This window comes from Nocardia sp. NPDC004573, assembly GCF_053602135.1.
The window spans coordinates 1-24,860 of record NZ_JBSGDA010000005.1 but is presented as its reverse complement, the minus strand read 5'-3'; the positions used below and the strand labels follow the sequence as shown (position 1 = coordinate 24,860).

Here is a 24,860-nt window from a genome sequence, read left to right as displayed (position 1 = left end):
ATGACGGCCTCCCGCGCCCGGCGGGCGAATCAGTCGGCCGGAAGCGCCGGCCGGGTGCGGTGCGCGTGCTGCCGAACGGTCACCTGTATGCGCGTCGCGCCCACCAGGCTTTGATCAGACCGGCCGCGCCGACTCGGGCTCGCCTCCGGTTCGGCACGGTGGCGCGATGGTCGAAGACCGCGAACCCGCTGTCCTCGATACGGTCGAGGATCTCCGAGTAGAGCGTCGCCGCCGTCGTGACGCACGGGCGGGAACGACGGTGCAGCAAGGCGATTCCGTCATGCGCGAAGCGGTAGATGTCGCGGGTGAGCGCATGCTGCGCGGCCAAGGCCTCGCGAACCCTTGGCTCGGTACGCTGCCTCGCCAGACACCAGTGCAGCAGCTCGCGGTCGACTCCGAACGCGGCCAGTTCGTCGGCGGGGAGATACACCCGGTCGCGCAACAGGTCTTCGCCGACATCCCGCAGGAAATTGGTGAGCTGGAAGGCCTTGCCGAGGGCGGCGGCATAAGGCGCTGCCTCGTCGGCGCAGGTGGCCCCCAGGATCGGGAGCAATTGCAATCCGATCACCTCGGCCGAACCATAGATGTAGGTGTCCAGTGCGGCGCGGTCGGGATAGTCGGTGACCGTCAGATCCATCCGCATCGAGGCCAGGAAAGCGTCGAACAGTGCCGGGGGAATGCCATAGCGCTCGGCAGTGTCGAGCACCGCGGGAAGAACGCCGTCGGCGCCGGCGTCGCGGTCGCGGAAGTATCCCGCCAGGGCGTCCAATTGCCGGGCTCTCTCGGCAGGCTCGCGCTGCGGATCGAGATCGTCGAGGATGTCGTCGGCTCGGCGCGCGAACCCGTACAAGGCGTGTACGGCGGGGCGTTGGTCGGGTGCCAGCAGTCGCGTCGCCAGGAAGAAGGTCTTTCCGTGGCGTGCGTTGAGCTTTCGGCAGTACCGGTAGGACCGCCGCAATTCCGGATCGCCGGGCCGGGTGGTGTCGAGGTCGGTGCTGGTCATCTCGATTCCGATCACTCATCGATCGATGCGGCTGGTGGAGAGCGCGGCTCGCACGGGGACGGCGCGCCGCCGCCGGTCGGGCCGGAGGCCGGTGACACGATCCGCGGCCAGACGGCCGGAGATCAGCACCGGCGGTATGCCCACACCCGGCACGGTCGAGCCACCGGCCAACACGACGTTGTCGATGCCGCGGATCATGTTGGCGGGCCGGAACGGACCGGTCTGGGTGAAGGTATGGGCGAGCGCGAACGGACTTCCGGCGAGCATGCCGCGGCGCGCCCAGTCGGCCGGAGTGTCCACGCGCAATAGGTCGACATCGGCGAACCGCGAACCGAGGCGATCCTGCGCGATGTCGAGCATCTGCTCGGCGTAGCTCGCTCCCGCGCGGTCCCAATCGATCCGGCCGCGTTCGAGGTTCGGCGCCGGCGCGAGGACATACAACAGGTCCCGTCCCGCCGGAGCCAACGAGGGATCGGTCGCCGTGGGACGGGTGACCAGCAGCGAAGGATCCCGCATCACCTGCCCGCGGTCGATGACGTCCCGAAACGCTTCCGCCCAGGCGGCTCCGAACAGCAGATTGTGGTGCGCTATCCCGGCTTCGGGCGCGCACCCGACATGGGCGATCACCGCCGACGGGGCGGAGGACAGCGGAACGGGACGTCGTGGTGTGCGCGCGAGCAGGCGGTACGCCTCGTGCAGTTCCGTCGTCAGCACCACGGCGTCGCAGGGGATTCGCTCGCCGCCCGCGGTGCGCACACCGGTGATCCGCGATCCCGTGCGCTCCAGGGCGGTCACCGCGGTGTCGTAGCGGAATCGGACCCCGGCCTCGGTCGCGGCACCGGCCAGCGCATCCGGAAGCGCCCGCATGCCCCCCTGCGGAAAGAACACGCCGCCGACGGTATCCATATACGCGATGACGGCGTAGGCGGCCAGCGCCCGGCTGGGGGCTACGCCCGCGTACAGCGACTGAAAGGTGAAGACGCGCCGCAGATCCGGATCGCGGATGTACCGCGCGACTGCCCGATCCCATCTGCCGAAGCCCCCCAAGGCGATCAACCGCGCCAGCTCGGGAGTGACCATCGACAGCGGGGAGTCGAAATTCGCCGCGATGAAATGATCCATCTCCGCGCGGTACAGACGCGTCAGCCAATTCCGCAGACGGCGATAGCCGTCGGCCGCGCCCGCGCCCGCGAAGCGACGGATCTCCTCTTCCATCCGCTCGGCGCCGGTGTGCACCTGCAGCGTCCGGCCTCCGGCGAAATGCGCCTGGTACGCCGGTTCCACCGGCGCCAGCCGCAAGTGGTCGGCGGCCCGCGCTCCGGCTGCCGCGAAGACGCCTTCGACGACATCGGGCATGGTCAGGACGGTGGGGCCGGTGTCGAGCCGGTAGCCCGCGAGGTCCGCGTGTCCCGCGCGTCCCCCCGGTACCGGATCGCGTTCCACGACGATCACCTCGCGGGACCGGCCGGCCAGGTGCAAGGCGGCGGACAACCCCGCCAAACCGGCTCCGACGATCACGACCCGGTCGGTAGCGCCTTCGATTCTGCGCATCGATGAAATCCTCCTGTCAGGCGACGCGTTCGGTGCAGGCGGCGGCCATGCTCCCGAGGGCGGCGCGCATCGGTGCGGCGAAGAGCGCGGGGGCGAGTGCACTGCGTGCCCGGCACACCCGCTCGGCGATCATCTCCTCGACCCGCGCGGGGGCACCGGACTCGCTGATCAGCGTCCGGGCGCGGGTGATCGCCGCGGCGCCGAGCCGGGGGCGATGCAGCAGTTCCGACAATTCGGCCCGCGCCGACGGAGTCGCCATCTCCCGTGCGAGGACTACCACGCTGGTCGCCGTGCGTTCCCCGAGATCGGTATCGGCGGGTTTCCCGGTCACGGCCTGGGATCCGAAAATTCCGAGAATGTCGTCGCGCAACTGGAACGCCTCACCGACCGCGGCGCCGTATCGCCCCAACGCGTCCAGGACGTTCGCGTCGCATCCGGCCATCACGGCGCCCATCTCCAACGGGCGGCGCACGGTGTAGTTGCCGGACTTGGCTCGGGCGATCGCCAGCACCGCGGCCAGCGGCGGCTCGGTGCGCGCGTCGTTGAGCAGGTCCGCGAACTGACCCGTCGCGAGTTCCACCCGCATGCTGTCGTAGCGCGGCCACACGCGCGCGAGCGCGGACTCGGCGATGCCGCTTTCCCGCAGCATCTGCTCGGCCCATACCAGGCACATGTCCGCGAGCAGTGTGGCGGCGGACTCGCCGTATCGGACGGAGGAGCCGGGCGCGCCGGTGTCGCGGTGCACCGCGGCGAACCGGACATGGGCCGACGGGGCCCCGCGACGGGTCGCGGATTGGTCCATGACGTCGTCCTGCAGCAGCGCGAACGCGTGCAGCAGTTCCAGACCGGCCGCCGCGCGCAGCGCCGTCGGGTCGTCCGGCGCCCCGCACAGCCAACCGAGATACATGAACGTCGACCGCAAGCACTTCCCGCCCAGGGCGTACTGGCACAGAACGTCTTGTGCGCCCAGGTTACGCAGCGCGACCGGGCAAGCTCGCCGAACAAAAGCACCGACTTCCTCGAGTACCGCGCGCCGCACCGCGTCTCGCCACAGCGAGAAGTAGGTCCCGGCGCCGACCACAGGAAGCGCGCTGCCCCAGTCGGTCACGATTGCTTCGGACGAAACGCCGCTCATTTCCGATCCCCTTCGTACGTCGCGGGTAGCCACCCGCACCTCCGTGCTTCGCATAATGATGCACTATCGAGGCGAAAAGCAGCCTTGCCACGTTTGGAAGTCGCCCGCGAAGGCGAAGCCGCCGCTGCATGTCGGCGGCGTGACGCCGGTGACCGCGGCCGTTGCGCCCGGCCCCGCGATGCCGATCGACAATCCGGGGCGCACGCCGGTTGTGGTGGCGGTCGCCCCTGGGCCGACAGCGATCGCGGCGGGGCCGGAAAGATACGTCGAGTCGGACGTCGCTCGGCCGCCGTTCTGCGCGATTGCCAGGGATAGGCTGGTCGGCTCGGCGTCGGCGCTGGCTGCTCCATCGAAGCCATAGGCGGCCGCGGCTCCGCCTGCGCCACTGTTCGCCGAGCACGACCCGTCCGCGCCGGTGTCCTGCGTCGTCGAAGGACCCGGAGCGGGGCACTCCGCCGGGGCGGCGGTGGTGGTGGGTGCGGTGACCAGCAGACCCAGCCAGGCCGCCCCGGCGCCGGCTGTCAGTCCGAGTGATCGCGTAAGAGTGAGTCGATCCATGACGTCCTCCGGTAGGGAGCTTGGGCTTATAGGGCTTCACACTACGCGTCTATTGATGCAAAATCGATGCATCTTGTCGAATTTCTGGAAAGGAGCGGACGACGTGCTGATCCGGAGGCCGCCGGGCAGCAGCTCGCCCTGCGACGTCATCGAAGCCCGGCCGAGTTGGACGCCCGGCATCGCGCGCCGTGACCGCCCGGGGCGGATGCGATCCGGCGATGGCTGAGGAACAAGCCGCTCGGTATACGGTCGGCGCGGTGGCGACGAGACTCGGCATCCCGGTCGCCACCCTGCGCAGCTGGAATCAGCGCTACGCGATCGGACCGCCGCGAGACCGGCCGGGCGTGCACCGCCGCTATTCCGAAGCGGATATCGCGACCTTGCGGCGCATGATCGAACTCGTCAGAGCCGGTGCGGCGCCCGAGGGAGCCGCGCGGCAAGCGCTCGCCGAAGCGCCGGACTCGGCAGCGGACCGCATCGCCCTGCTGGGAGCGGTCGAACGATTGGAACCCGATGTCGCGCTGACCATCATCCTGGCTCGCCTGGCGCGCGACGGGGTCGTCGCGACGTGGAACGAGCTGTGCCGTCCGGCGTTCGCGACCATCGTGGCCGGGCAAACCGATGGGCGCGGCCTGATCGAAGTGGAGCACCTGCTGTCCTGGTCGGTGATCGCGGGACTGCATCGAATGTTCCCGCCGGTCCGGCGTCCGGGTTTCCAGCCACCGATCCTCTTGGCGTGTACCGCGGGAGAGGACCACGTGCTGGCTCTGGAAGTGCTGCGCGCCGCGCTGGCCGAGCGTGGCATCGTCGCGTTGCTGCTGGGCGCGGCGGTGCCCGACGCGGCTTTGACCGACGCCATCGCCCACCATGACCGGTCTTGCGTGCTCATGCTCTGGTCCCAGATGCCCGCGACCGCCGCGCCGGAGACGATCCGCGCTGTGCGGCAGGTCGCCGATCGCGTGCTGGTCGCCGGACCGGGGTGGTCCGCGGTCCGGTTGCCGCCCGAGGTGTCCTACGTCCGCACCCTGGAGGACGCGCTCGGGATCTTGCGTGACCTCGGGCAGGGCGCCGGCTGATCTTGTCCGCTATCGGCCCGAGGGGCCGCTGGTGAACGACCCACATCGGAACACCCGCACTGCGACCGTGGCAGCGCGAGAGCCATCTGGTGCAGGCGGGTGCTCATATCGGTGTCGTCCGTCGGCCGGGCGAGCGGCAACCGCGTCGACCCCAGCGGCGAACTCAGCTGCGAGCCGGGACCGTTGTCGCCGATCGCACGTCCGGGAGACCGAGATTGTCGCGCAGAGTGGTGCCGGTGTATGCGGTACGCAGCGCGCCGCGATCCTGCAACAGCGGAACCACCTTGTCGACGAATTCGTCCAGACCCCACGGCGCCAGGTGTGATCCGAGGATGAAACCGTCGGATCCGTCGTTCTGGACGAACGCGTCGATCTGCTCCGCGACCTGGGCCGGGGTCCCGACCAGGGGACCGCGCTCGAACTGGTCGAGCACCACCTCGCGCAGGTTGAGATTCTTCGCCTCGGCGATCAGATGCGCGTCGATCCGGGCTCGCACCTGATCGACGGCCTCGTCAGACGGCGTGTGGCGATCACCGGGAACGCGCAGTGAGTCCTCGATGCCGACGAAATCGAGCAGTGCGCGCTCGGCGGTGGCGACCAGATCCGTCCAGTACCGCGGATCGAACAACTCGGTCGGCCGGGAGTCGGTTCCCGCCATGCCGCCGGAGGCCAACCCGCCCCGTCGAGGGCGATGCCGAGATGCAGTGGGTTCGATGCCATCCTTCTCCCGTTTCTCTCCATGCGCGAATCGCACGCTGTGCAACGCGCGAACCGGCTCGGCCGTGCTCCGCGACGGCCCGAGCGAGCAGGACGAGGTCCGGCCGATCGTCGGCGGGGTCGGCCGCTACGGTCGCCGGGGAACGGGAAAGGCATGGCCACGTGTAGCTAGCGGAGGGGCATACGGGGCATGGCGTTCGGCGGCCTGCGAGTGTCAACGATTGAGATCAGCTCGAGCTGTGGGAAATACTCGCGGGACTCACCGCGGCGGACGCAGAAGGTACTCCCCGGCTAGCTGGACGGCCTCGTGCTTGGTGTACCCGGGGTGGTCGGTGACGATGAAGTGGCGGCCGATCGCGAGCGCGAACGTGAGGGTGGCTCGTGCCTCGATTTCGTCGGGGTCGGTGATGAATGCCCCGAACATTTTGCGCAAGAACGCCATTCGCTCGTTGTCGATACGCCGCAGGCGGGTCGCGACGGACTCGTCGTGGCGAGCCCATGTCCGCACCGCCAGATCGATCCGGTGCAGGTCCTCGGCGAAGGTCAGCCGGCCCGCGCGGCGGATCCGGTCGGCGGCGTCGCCGCCTTCCGCCTCGGCCTGCGCGAGGACCTCGGTCGAGCAGCGGCGTTCCCACTCGTCGAGCATTTCGGTGAGCAATGCGGGGCGGCCGTCGAAGTACCCGTAGAACCCGCCCTTCGTCACGCCGAGCTCGGCGGCGAGCGTCTCGACGCGGACGGCGTCCGGACCGCCGCGGGCGAGGGCGGTCAGACCCGCCTCGATCCAGCGGGCTCGTGTGGTGCGGGGCACAGCGGGAATCGGGTCACCTCCATTGATCGCGCTGGTTCTATACGTTACCGTACAGATCAACTGTACGGCACCGTATAAACCTTGGGCCACACCGTGATCCAGGCGGACGTCGTCGCGATCGTCCACTTCGCCTTCGGCGGGGTGGGACCGGCCGGAAGAACGCCGGAGTAGGAACACGGGAGGTCACCATGAACAACGGAAAGCGATTGCTCCGCTGGGCCGCTGCGATCATGCTCGTGCTGGGAACGGGGCACCTGGCGCTGCTGACGCTCTTCTCCTGGGACGACGTCACCGGCTGGATCGATCGAGGATTATGGGCAGCCGTTCCGCTCACGCCCGGAGGCACCACGCAGACGACGCAGTCCCTGCAGAACGAGCTCACGTTCTGGGCGGGTCCGGGCAGCTTCTCCGTGCCGCTGATCCTGCTCGGCGCGCTGATCTGGCACCTCGCGGGACGCGGGGTGGCCGTGCCCGCGGGCCTCGGCTGGGCGCTCACGGCATGGTGTGTGCTCGGCGGCGTTCTCCTGGTGCCCTCCCCGTACTTCGTCGGCGCCGTCGCCGGGATGTTGGTCGTTGTGGCAGCCAGAAAGACCGCGGCTTCCGATCAGGGTGAGCCGGTACCCTTCCGCGCTACCTGACCGGCACGATCGGCCTGCCGCCGCCCGGCCCCGGCGCGGGCGGCACCAGTGCGCCTGCGGGCGTATTGGTGTTGGGCGCCGACGCTTTGGGCGGAGGCGCCAGCACCTGCAACGGCAGCGCGGGCGGTGGCGCCGCGGGCCCGCCCCGCGTCTCGGGTGCGGGCTTGTCGTTGCCGCATCCAGGGGCTGTCGCCGAGCCCTGCCTTTCGCCGCATGCCGCTCCCGGACCGGCCGGAACGATCGGCTCGGCGGAGGCGGCGGCCGCGGCGATGATCAGCGAAACCGACACGCCGAGCGGCGCCATCCACAACCGCCGGCCCCGCATGTCGATCACAGCCATATCGGGTCACCGTAGACGGCGACCGAATTGTCGGCCGTAGCCGTGGAGATCGAGACGATCGCGAACGAGCGCAGGCTCACCGCACCCGCGCACGCATCGATCTTGATCTGGATCTGATCGACGGAGATGGAACCATGCGGCCCCGCAAGCGGTTTCGTGCCCAGCGTGATGCTGGTGATGGTACCGGGCTTGATGGTCGTGGACATACTGGGCAGAGCGAGCGCGCTGCCGCCGACCGCGAGGCCGGGCGAGGGGGCGACGGTCACCATGGCGTTCGGGCCGATCGCCCCGGACAAGCCCACGGTGAGACCGTTGGAGACATCGGCCTGGCAGCCGATCTGGTACCCCAACTGCAGCGTCCCGGCGTTCACCGCCTCCCGTCCCTCGCCACCGATATCGGCCGCCGCCGACAAGGTGACGAACCCCTCACGGGTGAACGGCGTCGCGGCGAGATTGGGTACGCGCTGCAGGTCTTCCGCGGTCTTGCTGATCCGCAACTCCCAGCCGTCCTCGGTCTCGACGGAGCGAGATTTGTCTGCCACCTGGTCTGCGGTCGCGGGTGCGGCGGTGATGCCGAAAGCCGCGGTCGCGGCGATGCCGAGCATCGCCATCGTCGAGCCTCTCAATGAATTCCTTAGTCCTGTTAACAGTCGGACGTGATAGTAAGTGACTCGGCCTTATACGAGAAACCCCCACCGCTGAGTAGCAAGGAATTTCGCCGCTCGGGTCAGCGGTGGATATATCCGCGCGTGAGTGGTGCGTCGTCCAGGCGCGGAGCGATGGACTCACCACCGAGAGCCTGCCGCAGGATCGCTTGTTCGTCCTGGATGACGTGCATCACCGCGTTGATCAGGGCCAGGTGGGTGAACGCCTGCGGGTAGTTGCCCCAATGCCGGCCGGTTCGCGGGTCGATTTCCTCGGCGTAGAGACCCAGGGGACTGGCGTAGCCGAGCAGTTTCTCGCACAACTGCTTCGCGCGCTTCTTCTCGCCGATCTCCGACAGCGCGGACACCAGCCAGAACGAACAGATCGTGAAAGCGCCTTCTTCCCCGGCGCATCCGTCGTCGGTCTCATCGACGCGATATCGCAGGACGAGGCCGTCTTCGGTCAATTCCTCGGCGATCGCGAGCACGGTGTTGCGCACCCGCTCGTCGTCGGGCGGCAGGAAACGAACCAGGGGGATGAGCAGGGTCGACGCATCCAGCGACGTGCTGCCGTAATACTGGGTGAACACCCCCCGAGAGTCGACGGCATGGGCGCAGATGTCGGCGTGGATCTCGTCGGCGGCCTTCTGCCAGCGCTGGGCGCGTTCCAGGTCCTGCTGGATGCGCGCCAGCCGGGCGCCGCGATCGGCGGCGACCCAGCACATGACCTTGCTCGAGGTGAAGTGCCGAGGCTCGCCGCGAACCTCCCAGATACCGTGGTCGGCCTCACGCCAGTAGGTCAGGGCGCTCTTGACCGCACGGCCGAGCAGCGGCCAGGCCCGCGCATCGATTTGATCTTGATGTCGGCCGTAGAGGTAGACCGCGTCCAGGGCCGCGCCCCACACGTCGTGCTGGCGTTGCCGGTATGCCTCGTTACCGATGCGCACCGGGCTCGCGTTGTCGTAGCCGCGCAGGTGGGGGAGTGTCTGCTCGGTGAGGTCGGTTTCGCCGCCGATGCCGTAGACGATCTGCATGTCCCGGGCTTCTTCGGTCAGGTCGAGGATATAGGAGAAGAAGTCGTTCGCCTCCCAGGTGAAGCCCAGGGTGTACAGGCCCCACAAGGCGAAAGCGGAGTCGCGGATCCAGGAATATCGATAGTCCCAATTGCGCTCCCCGCCAGGGGTTTCCGGTAGCGATGTGGTGGCGGCCGCGGCGACGGCGCCGGTGGGGGCGAAGGTCAATCCTTTGAGGGTCAGCGCGCTGCGGGTGAGTTCCGCGGTCCACGGGTGGTCCGGGAATCGCCCGCCGGCCAGCCAATGCCGCCAGTGGTGGATCGTCCGCAGCAGCCGCTCCTCGGCCTCCTCGACGTCGCCGGGGGCGTCGCGACTTCCCCAGGCCAGCGCGCAGAAGCGCGTGTCACCGGTCTTCAGCAGGGTGCGGGCGACCGCATGGGTGCCTTCCAAGCCCAGGCGCATGTCGGTGCTCAACGTCAGCTGCAGGTCGGTCCCGTCGGCTCCGGCCTGCGCGAGGTAATAACTGCCGAGGTAGTTCCACCGGGCGCGATACCTGCCGTAGTCGAACGCCGGTTGGCAATCGAGCCCGAATTGGATCTGCCCGGTCTCGCAGTGCACCGTCCGCAGCAGGATGTGCTCGGCGTCGTAGTCCGTGGGCGTGCGCCGGTGGGCGCTGCGCCCGGGTGTCTGGTGCCGCCACGGCCCGACCAGGAGCACGTCGCGCACCGTCGCCCATCCGTCGCCGCTGCGCCAGCTCGTCTCCATGACCATCGTGCCCGGGATATAGCGGCGATCGGTGGGCACCATGAAGTCGGCGGGAGCGAACCGGAAAGAGCCGGCGGAACGATCGAGGATGGCCGCGAAGACACTCGGAGAGTCCATCCGCGGCAGACACATCCACTCGATGGCCCCGTTGGGGGAGATCAGCGCGGTGACCTCGCAATCGGAGATGAACCCGTAGTCGTCGATGCGTGGAAACGCCGTGAGCCGCGGTGCGCGTTCGAACTCGGTCATGCGTTTCTCCCTCGTCTTCTCGGCGCTGATCCGGCCGGTCATCCACCGGCGCCTACCTGCTGCACCGCCTTTCTTCCCGGGAGACACCGCGAGCGGTCTCGAGACATGGGTGATGTGACGCTGCCCCCAGCCCACCACCTGGTGGGTCGGCTCGGCAAGCACTGCGCGCTAACGATGGTCCGCCGCCGGGCCCACCTGCGGGCTGACCAGTCGACGAGCGGCCAGCACGGTGGCGGCGCGCCGTTCGGCGACGTTGTGATGGTCGGTGCGGGTGGCGTGCATGGCTGCCGTGCGAGCGAGGTCGGTCAGCATGACGACCAGGGTGATGGGCTGGAACTCCCCGGTGACCAGCCCCTGGTCCTGTCCACGGCGGATCTCGGCCAATTTTCCCGCGATGATCCGGCGGATGGCCTCTTCGGCGGCGGGTATGTGGGTCTGTTCGATCTCGGCCCAGGCCTGGAGCCGGGCGTTGTCGGGGTGGGCGAGGTAGTGGTCGAAGAGTCGGCCCACATAACCGGGCAGGTCCGCGGCGTCGAGGGCGGTCTCGTCGGTGGTCTGGGTGACCCATTCCTCGGTGACCGCCGCGTACAGCTCGTCCTTGCCCGCGAAGTACGCGTAGAGGCGGTCCTTGCTCGCCTTGGCGGCGTCGGCGATGCGATTGATGCGCGCTCCGGCGATGCCGTACCGGGCGAACTCCGCTTTGGCCGCGACGAGGATTCGTTCGCGGGTGGCCTGACCTGCTGCGCGCATGGCCGCATCCTATCTTGCCGAACCTTTTGGTTCGGATATACAGTTGCCGAACCAAAAGGTTCTGGAATGCGCCGGGAACGAGGATGGTTATGGGCTCTGCGGGGACTGGCTGGCGACATCTCGCCGAGCGGGAGAGCGGGGTGACGGCGGCCGAGCTGGACGCGTTGTGGGCCGGCCTGCCGGTAGCGCGCGCCGAGGACATCCTGGGCGAATGGAAAGGGACGGCATTCCCGACCGGGCATCCGCTGCGCAAAGCGTTGTCGGTGAGCCGCTGGTACGGCAAGACCTTCCACAGTCTGCTGGACGCGGAGCCGTTGATCTGCCGGGCGGAGGACGGATCGCTGTTCTCCAACGTCGAGCTCGGCGGCGGTGGGGAAGCCACGCTGTGGAACATCGAATTCCGCGGTGAGGTGACCGCCACCATGGTCTACGACAGCCGCCCGGTGTTCGACCACTTCAAATGGCTCGACGAGAACACGCTGATGGGCATCATGAACGGCCGGCCCGATCTGGTGCTCGCCGACGGCGAGTACTTCTACTTCCTGCTCGAGCGGGCCTGACCGATGGTGACCACCACCGCGGTGCTTTCGCGCGACCCGGCCACGCCGTTCACCGTCGAAACCGTCGAGATCGATGACCCCCGGGACGACGAGATCCGCGTCCGAATCCAGGCCACCGGTATCTGCCACACCGATCTGGTCACCAGGGCGGCGGGTGCGACCGACCATCCGGTGCTGCTCGGGCACGAAGGCGCCGGAATGGTGGAGGCCGTCGGCGCGGCGGTGACCGGTGTGCGGCCCGGCGACCGGGTCGTGCTGACCTTCCGGCACTGCGGCACGTGCCGCAACTGTCGAGCGGGACGGCCGGCGTATTGCGTGCGAGCGGCGAAACTCAATCAATTCGGCGCCCGGGCGGACCGGTCCGCCCGGGTCACCGTCGCGGGAACCCCCGTGCGGGACGGGTTCTTCGGGCAATCCAGCCTCGCCGCGTATGCCTTGACCACCGCCGACAACACCGTGGTCGTCGACACCGAAGTCGAGCCGGCCGTCCTCGCCCCACTGGGCTGCGGGTTCCTGACCGGCGCCGGAGCGGTGCTCAATGTGCTGCGCCCAGACGGGGACTCCCGCGTCGTCGTCTACGGCGCGGGCGCGGTCGGGATGGCGGGCGTGCTGGCGGCGCTGGTGTGCGAGGTCACCGAACTGGTGGTGGTGGAACCGTCACCGGCACGGCGGGCGCTTGCGCTGGAACTGGGAGCCACCGCCGCCCTGGATCCGGCAGCCGACGATGTCGTGCCCGCGATTCGAAAGCTGACCGACGGCGGGGCGACGCACGCTCTCGACACCACCGGGTCGGCGCGGGTGCTCGCCACCGCGGCTGCCGGAGCGGCGATCGGCGGCAGCGTCGTCGCGGTAGGCCTGGGTACCGGGGTCCCCGAGATAGACCTGCGGGACATCGTTCTGGGCGGCAAAGCGATTCGCGGTTGCCTGGAAGGCGACGCGGTGCCCGCGACCTTCATCCCGCACCTGCTGGACCTGCATGCCGCCGGACGGTTCCCCATCGACCGGCTCGTCACGACGTACCCGTATCGCGATATCAATGCCGCCCTTGCGGACCAACGTGCGGGCATGGTCGTCAAACCGGTCTTGACCTGGTGAGGTGACGGAAGCCAGACGTGCGCCGCGCGTCGCTGTTTCCCGCCGGAGCGGCGCCGCCCGGGTTGTCGACGACACGGTCCGCCAGGCGCTGCGCCGGGCAATGGCACGGGTTCTGCCGAATCGGGCAGGCCGACTCATTGGCTGACTCGTCCTTCACGCGCTGGAAGCGCGGGTCCTCCCTGTCTTCGAAGGAGTGGTCGCTGATCGGGGCGACTGGGACGTGGCCCGCGAGGCGCGCCATATTGCCGGCTTCAGGGCGTTGGCAGGCGGGGTGGACACGATCTCGGCTGCACCGATGAATTCTGCGTGGATCCGTCGTCGATATCGCTGGATACATCGACAGCGGTGAGCCTGTGCAGGGACCGTTCCAGCGCGGGAAGAAACACACGGAGGTACTTGGATGCGGAAGTCGACTCCGGGCTTTTACGTATCGCTCGACGGCATAAGCGCTGACGCGGGCAACAGAATTCGGCGCGCGACGGACGACTCGAGCACGAGCAAAACCATCCGGACGAGGACACAGGGGGCGCAGTGAGCGGTACCAGGGTGTTGGTGGCAGGGGCGAGTATCGCGGGGCCCGCGCTGGCCCACTGGCTGCGCCGGCGGGGAGCCGAGGTCACCGTGGTGGAGCGGGCCGCCGAGCTACGGCCCGGCGGGCAGGCGGTGGACGCGCGCGGGGTGGCCAAGGAAGTCATCCGGCGGATGGGGCTGGACGCGGCGGTGCGCGCGGCCTGCACCGAGACCGCCGGCGCACACACCGTGGACGTGGACGGGAACGTGCTGGAGACCTACCGCGCGGATGACAATGGCGGCGACGGGTACATCGCGGAGATCGAGATCCTGCGCGGGGACCTGTCCCGGGTGCTCTACGACGACACCCGCGACGGTGTCGAGTACGTCTTCGGTGACCGGATCGCCGGACTCACCCAGGACGTGGACGGGGTCGACGTGGTCTTCGCGGGCGGCGACCGGCGGCGCTTCGAGCTGGTGGTCGGGGCGGATGGGCTGCACTCGGCGCTGCGAGCAATGGTCTTCGGGCCGCGCGAGCGGTTCGTCCGCCATCTCGGTCTCGTGCTGGCCTTCTACAGTGTGCCCAACGAGTTCGGGCTGGACCGCTGGCTGCTCGAGTACCAGGAGTCCGGGCGCTCCGCGGGCCTGCGGCCCATCCAGGACGCCACCCGGGCGATGGCCATATTCTCCTTCCCCGCAATCGACTTCGAAGTCGACTACCGTGACGTCGCGGCCCAGAAGCATCTGCTGCGTGAGCGGATGGCAGGCCTCGGCTGGTTGACCCCCCGCATCCTCGCGCACCTGGACGACTCCCCGGACTTCTACCTCGACCAGGTCGCCCAGGTGGTGATGGATCGCTGGTCGAGCGGGCGAGTGGGGCTGCTCGGGGATGCGGCGTTCAGTTCGTCGCCGATGTCCGGGCAGGGCACTGGGCTGGCCCTGGTCGGCGCCTATCTGCTGGCCGGAGAGCTGGCTGCCGCCGGGTGGGACCCGGAGGCCGGGTTCGCCGGCTACGAGCGGCGGATGCGCTCGTTCGTCGAGGCCAACCAGGAAATCGGCCGGTTGCACGCGCGCAGCGGCGACGTCCACGGCTCGGACGCCGAGCCGAGCATCGATTTCGAGGGCGAATGGTTCACCGAACTGGTCGAGCGTGCGCTCAACGGCGTCGAGCTGCCCGACTACGCAGGGGTGCCGGACTCCGGGGCCACTGCCGGGCCGCGGGTCACCTTGTCGGCCAACCCGTAGGTTCGCGTTGCCACGGACAACAGGCCCGTCGCTATCCCGGATACGGCGATTCCCAGAGAGAACAATCCTCCTGATGACACGGCCACGTGAACGTCGCAGCTGCCGTTGCGGCCGTCCGGACGGGTGCTCGGCTCGAGCACGGCGCGGGTCCGCGCTCTCCACGCGACTGCTCCGCTACGCCGAGCACTCGGATCCGTGCTACTTCGCGTGGTTGGCGAGGTGCAAAAGGGGGATATCCGCGGAGGGGCCGGATGCGCGTGCGGCATGCGGCGCCCGTGAATGCGGAAAGGGGCTGCCATGGTGTCGAGCACGCTCGCCGCGCTCTACCAGGCGTCGGCAGAGGGTCCGCCCGGTCTGCTGCCCGCGCGCCAGCAAATGGCGTTCTCGCTGGGCTGGCACATCGTGCTCGCCTGCTTCGGGGTCGCGTTCCCCGCCATGATCTACGTCGTGCATCGCCGTGGCATCGTGCGCGACGACCGTACGGCCTTGGGCTTGGCGAAGCGGTGGGCAACGGTGTCGGCGATCCTGTTCGCGATCGGCGCGGTCTCCGGAACGGTGCTGAGCTTCGAAATGGGGCTGCTGTGGCCGGGACTGATGGGCCGCTACGGCGACGTGCTGGGCTTGCCGTTCGCCTTCGAAGGGCTCTCGTTCTTCATCGAAGCGATCTTCTTGGGCATCTACCTCTACGGCTGGGGTCGCATGGCGCCCCGCCTGCACCTCGCCATGCTCGTGCCGATGGGCATCGCGGGGGTGGTCGGCACCTTCTGCGTCGTCAGCGTCAACGCGTGGATGAACAACCCGACCGGCTTCCGCATCGTCGACGGCGAGGTGATCGACGTGAATCCGTGGCGGGCGATGTTCAACGACGGCGTCTATCTGCAGTTCGCGCACATGTGGGTCGGAGCGTTCATGGTGGTCGGGTTCCTGGTGTCCGGGGTCTACGCGGCCGGTCTGTTGCGGGGCCGCCGCGACACACATCACCGACTGGGATTCACCGTCCCGTTCGTCTTCGCTACCGTCGCCGCGCTCGCGCAGCCCCTCATCGGACATGTGCTCGGGATGCGCGTGCACGACACGCAACCGTCCAAGCTGGCCGCGTTCGAACTCGCCCCCGTCCCGGAAGGGCCTGCCCCATTGCGATTGGGCGGAATTCTCGTCGACGGTGAGGTCAGGGGAGCGCTCGAGATTCCGCGCCTGGGTTCGATCATCGCCCGCAATTCCCTGACCGCCCCGGTCCCCGGTCTGGACGCCATACCTCCGGAGGATCGGCCGCCGGTCAACCTCACCCATCTCGCCTTTCAGAGCATGGTCGCCATCGGCACCCTGCTCGCGCTCATGGTGACCGTGTTCTGGCTGCTGCGCTGGCGGCGGCGCGACCCGCTGGCCGAACGCTGGTTCCTGGGCGCTGCGGTAGCAGCGGGGCCCTTGGCGATTCTCGCGCTGGAGTGCGGCTGGATCGCCACGGAAGTGGGCCGCCAGCCGTGGACGGTATGGCAGGTGCTGCGCACCACCGACGCCGCCAGCACCAGCACCGGCCTGTGGTGGAGCTATATCAGCGTGCTGCTGGTGTACCTCGGGATGACGGTGGGTGCGATCGTCGTCCTGCGCTCGATGGCCCGGCGCTGGCGCACCGGCGCCGCGACCATCACCGCCCCGTACGGGCCGGGAGCGTCGCCGGTCGATCAGGCGCAGCGCGCCCGCAGCGTCGGAAAGCCCTGACCGATGGACCTTTCGGACGTGGTCGCGACAGCGATGTTCACCGGAGTGGTGTTCTACGCGCTGTTCGCCGGCGCGGACTTCGGCTCCGGATTCTGGGACCTGACCGCGGGCGGGCCCCGGCGCGGCAGCCGCCTGCGCGTGCTCATCGACCACAGCATCGGGCCGGTGTGGGAGGCCAATCACGTCTGGTTGATCTACATCCTGGTGTTCCTGTGGACCGCCTACCCGAGGGCGTTCGCCGCCATCATGACCACTTTGTTCGTCCCGATGAGCCTGGCTTTGCTCGGTATCGTCCTGCGCGGGGCGAACTTCGCGTTCCGGAAATACTCCGCGACCCTGCGCCAGGCTCGCCTGTTCGGCGCCTTGTTCGCCGGCGCATCGCTCATCACGCCGTTCTTCTTCGGCACCGCCGTCGGCGCGATCGCGTCCGGCCGGGTGCCCGCCGAGGGATACGGCGACCGGGTGCATTCCTGGCTGAATCCGACATCCATCCTGGGCGGGGCGCTGGCGGTCGGAACGTCCGTCTTCCTGGCCGGAGTCTTTCTGACCGCGGACGCCGCTCGTTCGGGCGACGACACGCTCGCCGGTTACCTGCGCTCCCGCACGCTGATCGTCGGTGGCGTGACCGGGGCGGTCGCGATCGCCGCGATCGCTCCGATCCGGCACGATGCACCGACACTGGGCGCCGGTCTGCTCGGGCGCGCCTTGCCGCTGATCGCGCTCTCGGCCGCCGCGGGTGTGCTCACCCTGGTGCTGGTGTACCGTCGCCGATTCGCGTGGGCCCGCGTGCCCGCGACGGTCGCGGTCGCCGCGATCGTCATCGGGTGGGCGGTCGCGCAGACGCCGTGGATCCTGGTCGACGAGATGCTCATCGAGGATGCCGCGGGTGCGCGAGCGACCCTGGTCGGACTGCTCGCCGTGGTCGCGGTCGCCGCCGTCACGGTGCTCCCGGCCCTGGCCTATCTGCTCTGGCTGACCCAGACCGACGCGTGGGTTCGCGATGAACCGGCTCGATCCCCGGAAAAGGCGTAGAAGTCCGAACGAATGCCCGGTTGAGACCCGCGCCCTCGCCGGAGGAGAACCGCGTGACGGAAACCGGAGCAGGTACCGGAAGAACGGTTTGTTTACGGTCGCCGGTGGTACCCGGTGCACGTATCGGCCCGACAGCGCGGTCGTGTCGGTACGCAATCAGTGCCACCGCTCGATGACCGGAGCGGGAGGTGCTTCTTCCGAAGGATTGATGGCGCAAAGGATTGCATCGTGATCGAGGACGCGAACGTGCCCAGCATCGACGACGACCGAGACCGGATCATCTGGCCCGAGTCCAGCGCTTTGAGCGCATGGTGGGCGGATGTCATGGGCCACCGATTCCCCCGCACGCAGACCACGGCGCAGAGCTGACGCCGTCTCGACGGCTCGCGTCCCGTCGCGGCTGCGTTCGCCGGGTGTCCACCGGATCGCGGACGTTCGAGCGCTGCGCCGCATCTTCTGGGAGCCACCGTTCGGATCATGCCGCTGACGACCGAAGACGCGCTGCCGACGTCTGGTGCGGCTTGCACGCCCGCTCGATCGCGCGAGCGTTCCCGCGAGTACGCGCAGTAGATGCCGCGGCGCCTGAACGACGGACAGGCGTCGCTCATTCGAGGGCGACCCGCACCGGCCTGCTGCGCTGGTGCGTCGTGCGGCCGTGCTACCGGCCGGAGGCTTCGGGTGACCGGCGCAGGGCGAGTAGTCTGTCGACCAGTTCGATCGCCGTCAGCGTCGACGGTGCGGAGTCGGCGACGCGGATCTGCGCGGCGATGCCGGCGGGGCACCCGGGCCCAGGCCGCGAGGTCGTGGCGCATGCCGTACAGCCCTCGACGGCGTCGGCGAGGTGGGCTTCGACATTGCGCGCGTCGAGCGCGGCGATCAAATCGAGCCCACTCAAGAAGTTGATCGGCATGTCGATGGTTTCCTCCGGCTCCTCAATGTCCGATCGGGCGGCGAGTCGCCCATGATTGTTGCGGCCTTTTCCGCACCGCGCAGCGCGACTCGCCTGGACGCCGGGTGATGCGAGGGCGGGCCTGCACCTGGGGGTGGCGAATCCGTTGGGCGGCCGACGGCATTGTCGGCCTTCCGACATCGTTGTCGGGTCGGATGTCCTGCGACGGCTTTGTCGTACGGACGAGGAGCAGCAGGTGTTTATATAGGCTCCGCATCGGTAATGTAACAGATGTATATACCTTATGGGAACCCGGCAGCGAACTTATCTTGAACGCGTTTCGGGCCTGCCTGCGCTCGGTTTCGAGCGCCTGAGCACCGCGGTGGGTAAATCACCAGCGACGAATACGCAACGGTATGGCTTGGTCCGGCGGGTGGACCGCCTGGGTTTGTCGGAGGCGCTCGACGATGCAATCGGTACTGGGCAAAGCGCGGTTGCTACTCGAAGCGTTCGACGCCGACTCGGTGGCCTTGTCGCTCACTGAACTGTCCCGCCGCGGCGGCGTAGCCAAGGCGACGACGCATCGGCTGGCGAACGCTCTGGTCGAGTGGGGTGTCTTGGACCGCGCAGGAACGAAGTATCGGCTCGGCCTGCGCCTGTTCGAGCTGGGGCAGTTGGTCCCCACGCAACGGGTTCTCCGCGACGCGGCCCTGCCGTATCTGCAGGAACTGCAGGCGCGACCGGCGCGACGGTGTATTTCGCGATCCCGACGGTCTGGATGTGCTTTATATCGAGAAGCTGTCCGGTCACGGCGCGGTGGAGATCCCGACGCGGGTGGCGGGCCGGCTGCCGCTGTACGCGACCGCGACGGGCAAGGCGATTCTGCCGTTCTCCGCCGGCGATGTGGTCGCGCAAGTGGTCGACCGACGCGAAAGTCGATCTGCGATAGCCGCGCCTTAAGCGTGACTTTCAGGAATCCGGACCTGATGCCGTGCAGCCCAGGGCCGAAACGGCTCGACCCGACAGAGCCTCGAATGTACCCTGCGCACATGTGTATCTACCCCAGCCGGACACATCTGGTGTGCCTGCGCTGCCGGGTTTCTTACAAACACTCGATCGGACATGGGCCGGACGGGGTCGCCTTCGTGCGCTGCGCTCAGGGCGGCGGTGTGCGCAACATTCGAGCCCGCCGGGTAAGGGTGAGTCCGATGCCCTCGGCCGCCGCGCGGACGGAGGCCGCGTGGGCATCGGGATGGAACCGGTGGGACGGCCCTGCCACGCTGATCGCGGCCACTACTCGGTCTCCTTCACGAACCGGGGCGGCCACGCACACGAGGCCGGGAGTCGATTCCTCGAATTCGAAGGCCACGTCGTCGGCCGCGATGCGATCGAGCTGCTTGCGCAACGTGCCCGGCAGGACCATCGTCCGCGGGGTGTAGCGACGAAGCGGTCCGGCCAGCACTCGGTCGCGAAGTGCCGGATCCGCGTTGGCCAGCAGCACCTTGCCGATGGCTGTGCAGTGCACCGGCATGCGCCCCCCGATCCGCGACGGAGCACTGGCCTGCCTGCGCCCGCCGATCTTCGTCAGGTACACGACCTCCATGCCGTCGATAACGCCCAGATGCGTGGTCTCGTGCATACGGGCGTTCAGCTCCTCCAGGAACGGAATGGCCACCTCGAGCAGACTCCGCTCGACCGACGCGCGCATACCCAGCTCGAATAGGTGGCCGCCGAGCCGATACCCGGCATCGGTGCGGTCGAGCAGTCGCACCGTCACCATGTCGGCGAGGACGCGATGCAAGGTGCCCTTCGGCATGTGAGTCCGTCGCGCGAGTTCGGCCAGGCTCAAGGCGGTGTCGTCGATGGCGAACGCCTCGAGCACCGCCATGATCTTGCCCAGCACGGTCGTCCCGTCGACCGCACGGCCTGCGAACGCGGATGACACCGTAGACCTCCGAACTTTCGGCCCCGGCTCACTCTACCGGCGCGGGCGTTCGACTCAGTGGAACGCATTGCTGGCGACGCGGTCGCGGCCGCGGCGACAGTGGGACCACCGTTTCACCCTCCTCACCAGAATCCGGACTGCCGATGCCGACACCTCCAGACCTCGACCGACGCTCCGTGGCCGCGGACACCGCCACGCTCGCGGCCGGCCTGCTCAGCGCCGCCGCCCGCTCCGGCACCCCGTGCGCACCGATACGCGATTTGATCGGCGCCGACGACATAGCCGCGGCGTACGCGGTGCAGGAGCTGCTCACCGCCGAGCGCATCGCGGCGGGCGCCGAGATCGTCGGACGCAAGATCGGCTTGACCTCCCCGGCGGTGCAGCGACAGCTCGGCGTCGACCAACCCGACTTCGGCGTGCTGTTCGACGACATGTCCTATCGGCAGGACACGCCCGTGCCGTTGACCCGGTTGCTGCAACCGAAGGTCGAAGCGGAGATCGCGTTCGTGCTCGCGGAGGATCTGGTCGACGGTCCACTCGATGCGGAGCAGGTGCGCAGCGCGGTCGACTACGCCGTTGCCGCGCTGGAGATCGTCGACAGTCGCATTGCCGACTGGGACATCACCTTCGGCGACACCGTCGCCGACAACGCCTCGAGCGGCCTTTTCGTTCTCGGCGCCGACCGCCGCACCCTCGATTCCTTCGAGCCCGTTGCGGTGCAGATGCGGATGGCGATCGACGGTGCCGAGGTGTCGACGGGGACCGGCGCGGCCTGCCTCGGCGATCCGCTGCACGCGCTGACCTGGCTGGCCCGCACCACGCGGGAGTTCGGCCGTCCCCTGCGGGCAGGTCAGATCGTTCTCTCCGGAGCGCTCGGACCGATGGCCGCGATCGAAGGCACCGCAACGGTCACCGCGGAGATCACCGGGCTCGGCTCGGTGACCGCGACCTTCATCCAGGAGTGAAACCCATGAACGACAACGCTGCCAGGCTCGAAGTCGCGGTGATCGGGTCGGGCAACATCGGCACCGACCTGATGATCAAGGTGATCCGGCACTCGGAGGTGCTGAAGATGGGCGCCATGGTCGGCATCGACCCCGGATCCGACGGCCTCGCCCGCGCCCGCAGGCTCGGGATCCCGACCACGGCCGAGGGCGTCGAGGGCCTGCTGAAGCTGCCGAACTTCGACGACATCGACATCATCTTCGACGCGACTTCCGCCAAGGCCCACACCGCGCACGCCGCGGTGCTGGAGCCGCTCGGCAAACGCCTGATCGACCTGACTCCCGCCGCGCTCGGTCCGTTCGTCGTACCGGCGGTGAACCTCGACGAACATCGTCATGCTCGGAACGTCAACATGGTGACCTGCGGTGGGCAGGCCACCATTCCGATCGTCGCCGCCATCTCGCGCGTCACACCGGTCGCTTACGCCGAGATCGTCGCGTCCATCGCCTCGAAATCCGCTGGCCCGGGTACGCGCGCCAATATCGACGAGTTCACCGAGACCACCGCGCACGCGATCGAATCGGTCGGCGGCGCCCGGCGTGGCAAAGCCATCATCATCCTGAATCCGGCCGACCCGCCGCTGATCATGCGCGATACGGTGCTGTGCCTGGTCACCGCTCCCGATCCCGGTGTGCGAGATGGGATTCGGGAATCGGTCGAGCGGATGGTCGCGGAGGTGGCCGCGTACGTGCCCGGTTACCGTCTCAAGCAGCAGGTGCAGATCACCCCCGTCCCGCAGGACCAACCGGTGCACACCCTGGTCGGCCCGGACGCGGCGGCATCGCCCACCCACCAGGTGACGGTCTTCCTCGAAGTCGAAGGAGCCGCCCACTACCTACCGGCCTATGCGGGCAATCTCGACATCATGACCTCGGCGGCCGTGCGCTACGCCGAATCCGTCGCCGACACGATCGCCGCACCGGCAGAACGGGGAGCGCTCCGATGACCACTCAGCTGTTCATCCAAGACGTCACACTCCGGGACGGCATGCACGCGGTGCGCCACCGCATCACGCCCGACGACGTCGGGCGGATCGTGGCCGCGCTCGACGCGGCGGGGGTCGACGGCATCGAAGTCGCCCACGGCGACGGTCTCGCCGGAGGTAGCCTGAACTACGGTCCGGGCAGCAATACCGATTGGGAGTGGATCGAAGCCGCCGCCGCGAACCTGACGCACGCCCGGCTGACCTCTCTGCTGTTGCCCGGCATCGGCACCATCGAAGAACTGAAGCACGCCTACCGGCTGGGCGTCCGGTCGGTGCGCGTGGCCACCCACTGCACCGAAGCCGACGTGTCCGCCCAGCACATCGCCACCGCCCGGGAGCTCGGCATGGACGTCTCCGGGTTCCTGATGATGTCGCACATGGCCGAACCCGCCCGCCTGGCCGAGCAAGCGAAACTGATGGAATCCTATGGCGCGCAGTGCGTCTACGTTACCGACTCGGGCGGCCGGTTGACCATGAACGGCGTTCGTGACCGGGTCCGCGCCTACCGTCAGGTGCTCGATCCGGCCACCGAGATCGGCATCCACGCGCATGAGAACCTGTCGTTGTCGGTGGCCAATTCCGTTGTGGCGGTGGAGGAAGGCGTCACCCGAGTGGACGCCTCGCTCGCCGGACACGGGGCCGGTGCGGGCAACTGCCCGATCGAACCGTTCGTCGCCGTCGCCGACCTGCACGGCTGGAAGCACAACTGCGATCTGTTCGCCCTGCAAGACGCCGCCGACGACCTGGTGCGGCCATTGCAGGATCGCCCGGTGCGCGTCGACCGGGAAACCCTGACTCTCGGGTACGCCGGGGTCTACTCCTCCTTCCTGCGGCATGCCGAAACCGCCTCGCGGCGGCACGGGATAGACGTGCGCACGATACTGCTCGAGGTGGGACGCCGCGGGCTGGTCGGCGGGCAAGAGGATCTCATCGTGGACATCGCCCTCGACTTGCTCGCCGGAACCGGCCGCGCCGCGGACTGAACGCGTCGACCTCTCCGATGGTGGCTCATCGACACCGTTCGGGCGCGGACGCGATCCGGACGCACGGCGCGGCAACGTCATCGACACGTAGACACTCTGGCGAGCGACAGACTCACACCTCGCTGCCGACGGCCGGTCGATTCCTTCCGATCGACCGGCTGCCTACACCGGCTCGCCGTCCTGTGCGGGTCCGTCCACGGCTTCGACCGCACGGCACTGCCGCAGCGTTGCCAGGCCGCGACGGAGAGCCGTCGTCGACCGATTCTCGACCGAGCCGAGGCTGTCCCATGATTGCGTTGCGCGCGTGCGAGACTCGGAGACGATGCTCACTTACTTTCAAGCGACTGTCATCGGCGCGGTGCAGGGTGTCACCGAACTGTTCCCGATTTCCAGCCTCGGCCATTCCGTGCTGGTCGCGGCATGGCTGGGCGGTGATTGGGCGAAGCTCACCGGCGAGGGCGAGTCCGGCACACCGTATCTGGCGTTCGTGGTGGCGCTGCACGTGGCGACCGCGGTGGCGCTGCTCGGCTACTACTGGCGCGACTGGTGCGCGATCGTCGCGGGTCTGTTCACCACGCTGCGCACCGGGCGGCTCGACACCATTCCGCAGCGGCTGGCGTGGCTGATCGTCATCGCCACCATTCCCGTCGGCGTCCTCGGCTTCCTGCTGGAGCATCCGCTGCACGCCTTGTTCGGGACGCCCGTCTACGCCGCTTTCTTCCTGGCGCTCAATGGTGTCGTGCTGATCATCGGCGAGGGGCTGCGCCGACGAAACGAGCCGTCCCTGGCCGAATACGGCCGACGGTTCGCCCGGCAGGAGGCCCGGCGCGGCACGCTCACCGCCGAGGCGGAGACCCGTCGCCAATCCGACCGGCCGCTGGCCGCCCTCGGGGCACCGGATGCACTGGGGATCGGCTTCGCCCAGGTCGGCGCGCTGCTGACCGGTTTCAGCCGGGCGGGCCTGACCATGGTCGGCGGTTTGTGGCGTGGTCTCGCGCACGAGCACGCGGCCAAGTTCGCGTTCCTGCTGGCCACCCCGGCGATTCTGGGTGCGGGTCTGCTCGAGATTCCCGAACTGGTGGGCCCGGAGACCGACGGTATCCGAGGGCCGGTGCTGGTCGGCGCGATCGTCTCCGGGGTGTCGTCCTGGCTGGCAGTACGATTCCTGGAGCGGTACTTCCAGACCCGCACCCTCTTGCCGTTCGCGGTGTATTGCATTGCCGCGGGGACTGTCTCACTCGTCCACTTCGGCTGAGCTCGCCTCGCCGGAGGTCGACGGCCCGGCTCCGGCGAGCCGGGCCGATCAATCGGGTTACGCGCATTCGCCCGTCGGCACCGCACTGTCGTCGTCCAGGACGACCGATGCGCCGACCGTGCCCGCGGCGACCAGTTCGATCACAGCGGCGGACAATCCCGGTTCCTCGTGCTGCACTATTTCGGACTCGTAGGTGAGTTCGGCGCGGTCGCGCAATTGCGCGGAGGCGGCCGCCAAGTCGTCGTAGCTCAGGATCTGCTCCCCGACGAAAGCCGGATCGCTGCCGCGCAGGGCGCGGGTGCGGTGGGCGTAGGTGACCGGGCGGGGGGATTCGGCGGCGATCTCGGCGACGAGGGTGGGGTCGTCGAGGGCGAGCCAGTCCAGGGCGTC

24 protein-coding genes and 2 pseudogenes are annotated in these 24,860 nt (G+C 68.7%); 13 read left to right on the top strand and 13 right to left on the bottom strand.

Going from position 1 to position 24,860, the window contains the following annotated elements; genetic code table 11:
* Nucleotides 1-79 precede the first annotated feature (79 nt).
* From ACWEKR_RS09835 to ACWEKR_RS09820, 4 genes are all read right to left on the bottom strand, one after another.
* Nucleotides 80-1,003: a phytoene/squalene synthase family protein gene (locus ACWEKR_RS09835; protein ID WP_452354147.1), complete on the bottom strand. Its 924-nt coding sequence runs from the start codon at nt 1,001-1,003 to the stop codon at nt 80-82.
* 15 nt (nt 1,004-1,018) lie between these two features.
* Nucleotides 1,019-2,554: a phytoene desaturase family protein gene (crtI, locus tag ACWEKR_RS09830; protein ID WP_452354146.1), complete on the bottom strand. Its 1,536-nt coding sequence runs from the start codon at nt 2,552-2,554 to the stop codon at nt 1,019-1,021.
* Between the two features lie 16 nt (nt 2,555-2,570).
* Complete coding sequence (locus ACWEKR_RS09825) at nt 2,571-3,689, bottom strand: polyprenyl synthetase family protein (protein WP_452354145.1); 1,119 nt, start codon at nt 3,687-3,689, stop codon at nt 2,571-2,573.
* Between the two features lie 63 nt (nt 3,690-3,752).
* Nucleotides 3,753-4,247, bottom strand: a complete 495-nt coding sequence (locus ACWEKR_RS09820; protein ID WP_452354144.1) for a DUF6764 family protein — start codon at nt 4,245-4,247, stop codon at nt 3,753-3,755.
* 218 nt (nt 4,248-4,465) lie between these two features.
* Here ACWEKR_RS09820 and ACWEKR_RS09815 point away from each other — a divergent pair, with 218 nt between their 5' ends.
* Nucleotides 4,466-5,323: a MerR family transcriptional regulator gene (locus tag ACWEKR_RS09815; RefSeq protein WP_452354143.1), complete on the top strand. Its 858-nt coding sequence runs from the start codon at nt 4,466-4,468 to the stop codon at nt 5,321-5,323.
* Nucleotides 5,324-5,486: 163 nt separating this feature from the next.
* Here ACWEKR_RS09815 and ACWEKR_RS09810 read toward each other — a convergent pair.
* Nucleotides 5,487-5,792 (bottom strand): annotated as a pseudogene (locus ACWEKR_RS09810) (F420-dependent methylene-tetrahydromethanopterin reductase); the annotation flags it as partial.
* A 507-nt stretch (nt 5,793-6,299) separates the two neighbouring features.
* Nucleotides 6,300-6,908, bottom strand: a complete 609-nt coding sequence (locus ACWEKR_RS09805) for a TetR/AcrR family transcriptional regulator (RefSeq protein WP_452354405.1) — start codon at nt 6,906-6,908, stop codon at nt 6,300-6,302.
* 128 nt (nt 6,909-7,036) lie between these two features.
* On the opposite strand from ACWEKR_RS09805, the gene ACWEKR_RS09800 reads away from it, so the two are divergent.
* A complete protein-coding gene (locus ACWEKR_RS09800; RefSeq protein WP_452354142.1) occupies nt 7,037-7,486 on the top strand; it encodes a DUF6463 family protein in 450 nt (149 codons plus the stop codon).
* Here ACWEKR_RS09800 and ACWEKR_RS09795 read toward each other — a convergent pair.
* The 4 genes from ACWEKR_RS09795 to ACWEKR_RS09780 all read right to left on the bottom strand — a co-directional run bounded on the left by ACWEKR_RS09795 (nt 7,479) and on the right by ACWEKR_RS09780 (nt 11,247).
* Nucleotides 7,479-7,826: a hypothetical protein gene (locus ACWEKR_RS09795; RefSeq protein ID WP_452354141.1), complete on the bottom strand. Its 348-nt coding sequence runs from the start codon at nt 7,824-7,826 to the stop codon at nt 7,479-7,481. The two genes, ACWEKR_RS09800 and ACWEKR_RS09795, sit on opposite strands and share 8 nt — an antisense overlap.
* On the bottom strand, nt 7,817-8,452 hold the full coding sequence (locus ACWEKR_RS09790) for an MspA family porin (RefSeq protein ID WP_452354140.1): 636 nt from the start codon (nt 8,450-8,452) through the stop codon (nt 7,817-7,819). The genes ACWEKR_RS09795 and ACWEKR_RS09790 overlap by 10 nt, the downstream gene beginning before the upstream one ends.
* A 101-nt stretch (nt 8,453-8,553) precedes the next feature.
* Complete coding sequence (locus ACWEKR_RS09785; protein ID WP_452354139.1) at nt 8,554-10,539, bottom strand: glycoside hydrolase family 15 protein; 1,986 nt, start codon at nt 10,537-10,539, stop codon at nt 8,554-8,556.
* 126 nt (nt 10,540-10,665) lie between these two features.
* Nucleotides 10,666-11,247, bottom strand: coding sequence for a TetR family transcriptional regulator (locus ACWEKR_RS09780; RefSeq protein ID WP_452354138.1), 582 nt, complete (start codon nt 11,245-11,247; stop codon nt 10,666-10,668).
* Between the two features lie 83 nt (nt 11,248-11,330).
* Here ACWEKR_RS09780 and ACWEKR_RS09775 point away from each other — a divergent pair, with 83 nt between their 5' ends.
* From ACWEKR_RS09775 to ACWEKR_RS09750, 6 genes are all read left to right on the top strand, one after another.
* A complete protein-coding gene (locus tag ACWEKR_RS09775) occupies nt 11,331-11,807 on the top strand; it encodes a DUF4334 domain-containing protein (RefSeq protein WP_452354137.1) in 477 nt (158 codons plus the stop codon).
* Between the two features lie 6 nt (nt 11,808-11,813).
* Nucleotides 11,814-12,902: an NAD(P)-dependent alcohol dehydrogenase gene (locus ACWEKR_RS09770; protein ID WP_452354404.1), complete on the top strand. Its 1,089-nt coding sequence runs from the start codon at nt 11,814-11,816 to the stop codon at nt 12,900-12,902.
* A gap of 531 nt (nt 12,903-13,433) precedes the next feature.
* Entirely contained in the window at nt 13,434-14,657 is a 1,224-nt protein-coding gene (locus tag ACWEKR_RS09765; protein ID WP_452354136.1) for an FAD-dependent monooxygenase, read from the top strand.
* Nucleotides 14,658-14,954: 297 nt separating this feature from the next.
* A complete protein-coding gene (locus ACWEKR_RS09760; protein ID WP_452354135.1) occupies nt 14,955-16,376 on the top strand; it encodes a cytochrome ubiquinol oxidase subunit I in 1,422 nt (473 codons plus the stop codon).
* Between the two features lie 18 nt (nt 16,377-16,394).
* Nucleotides 16,395-17,408: a cytochrome d ubiquinol oxidase subunit II gene (locus ACWEKR_RS09755; protein WP_452354134.1), complete on the top strand. Its 1,014-nt coding sequence runs from the start codon at nt 16,395-16,397 to the stop codon at nt 17,406-17,408.
* A gap of 228 nt (nt 17,409-17,636) precedes the next feature.
* Nucleotides 17,637-17,777, top strand: a complete 141-nt coding sequence (locus ACWEKR_RS09750; RefSeq protein ID WP_452354133.1) for a hypothetical protein — start codon at nt 17,637-17,639, stop codon at nt 17,775-17,777.
* A 289-nt stretch (nt 17,778-18,066) separates the two neighbouring features.
* Here ACWEKR_RS09750 and ACWEKR_RS09745 read toward each other — a convergent pair whose 3' ends face one another.
* Nucleotides 18,067-18,318, bottom strand: coding sequence for a hypothetical protein (locus ACWEKR_RS09745; protein WP_452354132.1), 252 nt, complete (start codon nt 18,316-18,318; stop codon nt 18,067-18,069).
* Nucleotides 18,319-18,764: 446 nt separating this feature from the next.
* Between ACWEKR_RS09745 and ACWEKR_RS09740 the strand changes: the two are divergent.
* A pseudogene (locus tag ACWEKR_RS09740) lies at nt 18,765-19,224 on the top strand (IclR family transcriptional regulator); the annotation flags it as partial.
* Nucleotides 19,225-19,453: 229 nt separating this feature from the next.
* On the opposite strand, the gene ACWEKR_RS09735 reads toward ACWEKR_RS09740, so the two are convergent.
* Nucleotides 19,454-20,185, bottom strand: a complete 732-nt coding sequence (locus ACWEKR_RS09735; protein ID WP_452354403.1) for an IclR family transcriptional regulator — start codon at nt 20,183-20,185, stop codon at nt 19,454-19,456.
* Between the two features lie 200 nt (nt 20,186-20,385).
* Between ACWEKR_RS09735 and ACWEKR_RS09730 the strand changes: the two genes are divergently transcribed.
* The 4 genes from ACWEKR_RS09730 to ACWEKR_RS09715 all read left to right on the top strand — a co-directional run bounded on the left by ACWEKR_RS09730 (nt 20,386) and on the right by ACWEKR_RS09715 (nt 24,470).
* Complete coding sequence (locus ACWEKR_RS09730; RefSeq protein WP_452354131.1) at nt 20,386-21,207, top strand: 2-keto-4-pentenoate hydratase; 822 nt, start codon at nt 20,386-20,388, stop codon at nt 21,205-21,207.
* Between the two features lie 5 nt (nt 21,208-21,212).
* Entirely contained in the window at nt 21,213-22,193 is a 981-nt protein-coding gene (locus ACWEKR_RS09725; protein WP_452354130.1) for an acetaldehyde dehydrogenase (acetylating), read from the top strand.
* Nucleotides 22,190-23,215, top strand: coding sequence for a 4-hydroxy-2-oxovalerate aldolase (dmpG, locus tag ACWEKR_RS09720; protein ID WP_452354129.1), 1,026 nt, complete (start codon nt 22,190-22,192; stop codon nt 23,213-23,215). The genes ACWEKR_RS09725 and dmpG overlap by 4 nt, the downstream gene beginning before the upstream one ends.
* A 322-nt stretch (nt 23,216-23,537) precedes the next feature.
* Nucleotides 23,538-24,470, top strand: a complete 933-nt coding sequence (locus ACWEKR_RS09715) for an undecaprenyl-diphosphate phosphatase (RefSeq protein WP_452354128.1) — start codon at nt 23,538-23,540, stop codon at nt 24,468-24,470.
* Between the two features lie 57 nt (nt 24,471-24,527).
* Here the strand turns inward: ACWEKR_RS09715 and ACWEKR_RS09710 are convergent.
* On the bottom strand, nt 24,528-24,860 hold a 333-nt coding region (locus tag ACWEKR_RS09710), incomplete at its 5' end, for a hypothetical protein (RefSeq protein ID WP_452354127.1).